Origin of the sequence: Neobacillus drentensis (assembly GCF_036965245.1) — a bacterium.
Taxonomy (GTDB): domain Bacteria; phylum Bacillota; class Bacilli; order Bacillales; family Cytobacillaceae; genus Neobacillus; species Neobacillus drentensis_G.
Map to the genome: position 1 here is coordinate 1 of NZ_JBALPG010000015.1, position 4,200 is coordinate 4,200.

The 4,200-nt window shown below is 36.7% G+C and carries 7 protein-coding genes and 1 pseudogene; all 8 read left to right on the forward strand.

What is annotated here, in order from left to right; translation table 11 throughout:
- Window positions 1-456, forward strand: a pseudogene (locus tag V7150_RS03525) (hypothetical protein); the annotation flags it as partial.
- Complete coding sequence (locus V7150_RS03530) at window positions 437-652, forward strand: hypothetical protein (protein WP_335513645.1); 216 nt, start codon at window positions 437-439, stop codon at window positions 650-652. The pseudogene V7150_RS03525 and the gene V7150_RS03530, both read left to right, overlap by 20 nt.
- Before the next feature lie 23 nt (window positions 653-675).
- A complete protein-coding gene (locus V7150_RS03535; RefSeq protein WP_335513647.1) occupies window positions 676-1,257 on the forward strand; it encodes a TetR/AcrR family transcriptional regulator in 582 nt (193 codons plus the stop codon).
- Window positions 1,258-1,280: 23 nt separating this feature from the next.
- Window positions 1,281-1,622 carry a DMT family transporter gene (locus V7150_RS03540; protein ID WP_335513649.1) on the forward strand — a complete coding sequence of 114 codons (342 nt, stop codon included), beginning with the start codon at window positions 1,281-1,283 and terminating at the stop codon, window positions 1,620-1,622.
- Window positions 1,622-1,936 carry a DMT family transporter gene (locus V7150_RS03545; RefSeq protein ID WP_335513651.1) on the forward strand — a complete coding sequence of 105 codons (315 nt, stop codon included), beginning with the start codon at window positions 1,622-1,624 and terminating at the stop codon, window positions 1,934-1,936. Before V7150_RS03540 ends, V7150_RS03545 begins: the two co-directional genes overlap by 1 nt.
- Before the next feature lie 194 nt (window positions 1,937-2,130).
- Window positions 2,131-2,763, forward strand: coding sequence for an FMN-dependent NADH-azoreductase (locus V7150_RS03550; protein ID WP_335513653.1), 633 nt, complete (start codon window positions 2,131-2,133; stop codon window positions 2,761-2,763).
- Window positions 2,764-3,005: 242 nt separating this feature from the next.
- Window positions 3,006-3,632 (forward strand): metal-dependent hydrolase, encoded by a 627-nt coding sequence (locus tag V7150_RS03555; RefSeq protein ID WP_335513656.1) that lies wholly within the window; start codon window positions 3,006-3,008, stop codon window positions 3,630-3,632.
- Window positions 3,633-4,023: 391 nt separating this feature from the next.
- The coding region (locus tag V7150_RS03560) for an AmiS/UreI family transporter (RefSeq protein ID WP_335513783.1) at window positions 4,024-4,200 on the forward strand (177 nt) is incomplete at its 3' end.

Below are 4,200 nucleotides of genomic sequence, written 5' to 3' on the forward strand. Positions count from 1 at the left end.
ACAACCGAAGAAACAACTGAAGTTGCAGCAGAAGACGATACAGTTGTTACAGAAGAACAAGCTGAAGAAGCTACTGAAGTTGTCGCTGAAGATGTAACAGATGAGTCTACAGCTGTATTAACTGAAGAAGCTAAAGAAGAAGCTGCTAAAGTCATTGCCGAAGAATCAACTGAAGTTGGAACTGAAGTAGTATCTGATGAAGTTACAGAAGCAAGCGAAGCTGTAACAGAAACAGAAGAAGCAGCAGTTGAGGTTGAAAAAGTAAGCCCATCTGTAGCAAACAAAGCAAAAGCTCAAGCTAGCGTAAAAGCAAGCATTCAAGCAAAAGCACACGCTGCAGCAAACTCTGCTGTTCAAGCAATGGAAGCAGGAACTGAGGTAGTTGCATCTAATGAGGAAACTACTGATGCAGCAAATACAGAAGATACAGCTGTAGATGCTGTTACAAAAGAATAGAGCTTTAGGACCTGCTAGATTTTTGCAGGTCCTTTTCTTGCAGGATTTTTTAATGAAGCCAGAACGGTTAGGGGAATATACAATAACTAAGAAAGATACCGCACTTCGCGAGGTCATTAAAAAATGGTGCGCTGAAGCCGGTTTTCAACTAAAAAAAGCATTGACAAGAAATAATTTTCTTGATAAATTTAACTGACGAACGTTCGGAAGGGTGATGAAATGACTTCAAATCGAATTAAGGAAGTTGCTCTTAATCATTTCACAAAAAATGGCTATGAAGGGACATCGATGGCACAGATTGCGGATGAGGTGGGAATTAAAAAACAATCGATCTATACTCATTTCAAAGGAAAAGATGAACTTTTTCTTCAGGTATGTAGTGATGTGTTTGCTGATGAATTACGATTCGTGATCGATTTTATAGAAAATAACTCAACTCGACCTATAGAAGATTTTTTATTTGGTTTTCTATCGCATTATAAAGAGCGATATGAGAAGAACGACAATACTAAATTTTGGCTTCGTATCTCGTTTTTTCCGCCAACACATCTCTATGAACAGGTCATGAAATCTGTTTATGAATATTTGGATCAGTTAGAAGAACTTCTATTTCCTATTATGGAAAAAGCAATGAAAGATGGAAAAATCAGCTCCACTATTGATGCTAAGCGAGCTGTCGCTGCATTCTTGGGAGTATTAGATGGAATACTAGTTGAAATGTTATACGGCGGTCCAGAGCGATTGCTAAAACGATTAGATGCTTCTTGGTATCTATATTGGCGGGGATTATCGAAAAATTAGCTGTTTTAATGGAGGGAAATGGAATGAATAGAAGTTGGGGACTTGTAATATTGGCAGGCCTTATTGAAATTTTGTGGGCAATGGGGTTGAAGTATTCAAGTAACTGGATTTCTTGGGCCGGAACTTTTTTACTTATCTATTTATCATTTGTTGTGTTGCTTAAAGCTATCAAAAAGGTCCCAGTTGCTACAGCCTATGCAGTCTTTACAGGAATTGGAACAGCCGGTACGGTTCTGATTGAGATGATTGCTTTTGGAGAAGCTTTTAGTTGGACGAAAGTCTTTTTCATTCTTTTACTTTTAGTTGGGGTAGTAGGATTGAAACTTGTTACATCAGAATCAGGTGAGAAAGAAGGTGCAGCATAATGGATTGGATCTACCTAATATTGGCTGGCGGTTTTGAAGTGGTTGGGGTTACAGGTATGAACAGAATCGTTAAATATAAAAACGTACAGTCCTACATGATCTTGTTTATTGGATTTATATGTAGTTTTAGTTTTCTGGGTCTTGCTATGAAAACTCTTTCTCTCGGACTTTCTTATGCTGTTTGGACCGGGATTGGCACAATAGGTGGAACAATCGTAGGTATGGTGTTTTATGGAGAATCGAAAGATTGGAAACGGATTTTATTTATAGGTATGATTTTAACAGCAGTCATCGGGTTGAAATTGATATCCTAATATAAAACGTTCTTGAATAGGGTGCAAGAGTTTATTAAGAGTCTCAAAAACTTTTTTATCTGCATTTTTTTTCTATTATTTCCTATACTTTTTGAAATGGTCCTAAGTTATTTCGGTTGACGATTGTTTAGTTTTCCTTTATTATGAATTCGAGATATCGATAATCAAGATAAATAAAGGAGATTAATACTATAATGAATATACTAGTAGTTAAAGCAAATAACCGTCCAGCTTCAGAAGCAGTTTCTAGTAAAATGTATGAAACTTTCATGGAGAACTTAGAAGGTGTAAATGTAACGACTTACGATGTTTTCACAGAAGATATGCCTTACTTCGGTCAGGATTTATTCAACGCTTTTGGTAAAATGCAATCAGGCGAAGAGTTAACAGACGTAGAAAAACGTATTTTAGCAGCAAAACAAAAAGCAATGGATGCCTTAAAAGCAGCTGACGTAGTGGTATTTGCCTTCCCGCTTTGGAACTTAACAATCCCAGCTAAATTACAAACGTTCATCGACTATGTATATGCGGCTGGTTTTACATTCAAATATAACGAAAATGGCCAATTAGTCAGCTTAATGACTGATAAAAAAGCCGTTATTTTAAGTGCACGCGGCGGCATTTACTCAACACCAGAAACAGCACCAATGGAAATGGCTGCTACTTATATTAAAAACGTTGTTGGCGGCGTATTCGGAATGGAAATTGTTGATGAAGTCATTATCGAAGGTCATAATGCAGCGCCAGATCAAGCTCAAACCATTATTGCGGAAGGCTTGGCAAAAGTTGCCGAGGTAGCAAAAAGTTTTTCTGCAGTGACAGCTTAAGTCCGGGTTAGAGCCTTCATTCAGCTAATATTTATAGCGATAAAGAAACGTCAGTAAAGCAGAGAGAGAAATTTCTCTGCTTTTTTTGATGGTTAATGAGTGAGGAAACTGGTTATTTAAACTGTAATCTATTTACTTTCTAAATTTATTTCTAAACAGAACAAATGTTTTTATGTAAAATAAATAAAGTGTAGTGTTTTGTGAAAAAAACCGCAACAAATTAATTAGAGGTGGAATGACTATTGAATGGAACAGCACATGCAGCAGTTGGAGCAGCGACAGGATTTATCGTTGCAAACACTTTTCAATCCTCACCTTCTGCGACACTCTTATTAGTAGGATTAGGAGGAGTATCTGGTTTAATCCCTGATCTTGACATTGATGGGAGTCTTCGTGGCAAAATCACCATATCCCATAAGGTAATTCGAACGGTTGCCCAGCTTATTGGGGCTCTGATGATCTTTTATAGTTTCTATGGTGGCAGCTCTACAGAGAAATGGCTTGGTATCGGAATTGGATTGGCTATGATGATCGCAGCGTCGATGATCAAACAAAAGCATATGTTAACGATCACAGGAATTGGTGTACTTGTGGGCGGCGTCTCATTACAAGAACTATGGTTGATACTACTTGGGATTTACATTCTAATTGCGTCCTTTGTATCACATCGCAGCTATACCCATTCTATAATGGGAGTTATTTTCTTCGGGATCATCGGTTCTAAATTAGAAGAATCCCTCGGAATTGACGGAGTTTTCTATACCTGCCTTGCTGGATACATCAGTCATTTGATTGCAGATCTTAAAATCTTACCTTTTAATAAAAGGGGGATTAAGCTGTTTTTACCTGTTTCATCGAAAGAAATATAGAATCCGAGATTAAAAGTGCATGTCACACCCCGATTTTTTTCGAAAATTACCGGTAAATAGAATGTGGAAAATAGTAGCGTGTAGCAGATAAAAACCAGTCTGGGTTAACTTGTATTTGGAAGTGAACCCGAGCTGGTTCTTTTTTAGACCAGCTTTCATTCCTCTAGAGGACGATTATGGAGAAAGTGGAAAAAATTAAATTTTACATTTTTTCAAATGGTGCTTAACATTTGTTCATAACGTATGCTATAGTTACTTTGAAATATGAAATAAGAATAATAGATTAATAAGTATGATAATAAATATTTTTATAAATTTTGTTTGAAAGAGCAATTTCTTTTCTTCATCGAGAGGAGGAACTGCTTTTTCCTTTTTAAAGGAGAGGAATGTTGTGGGTTTTGTAGGTTTATTTCTTTCGGGTGCTGTCTTATTTCTAAACAGTCTTATGTTGTTAGGGAAGGCAGATGGAAAGAGTGTTGGGGTTTTTAATCTTTTCGTAGGAATCATTCAAATTATTATTCCCTTCTATTTACTTATAGTTTCGGATCAAAATAATTGGGAACTTTAT

Excerpts from the sequence above, each read along its gene's own strand:
- V7150_RS03535 (WP_335513647.1), top strand. The coding sequence starts at position 676 with ATGACTTCAAATCGAATTAAGGAAGTTGCTCTTAATCATTTCACAAAA.
- V7150_RS03540 (WP_335513649.1), top strand. The coding sequence starts at position 1,281 with ATGAATAGAAGTTGGGGACTTGTAATATTGGCAGGCCTTATTGAAATT.
- V7150_RS03530 (WP_335513645.1), top strand. The coding sequence starts at position 437 with ATGCTGTTACAAAAGAATAGAGCTTTAGGACCTGCTAGATTTTTGCAG.
- V7150_RS03545 (WP_335513651.1), top strand. The coding sequence starts at position 1,622 with ATGGATTGGATCTACCTAATATTGGCTGGCGGTTTTGAAGTGGTTGGG.
- V7150_RS03550 (WP_335513653.1), top strand. The coding sequence starts at position 2,131 with ATGAATATACTAGTAGTTAAAGCAAATAACCGTCCAGCTTCAGAAGCA.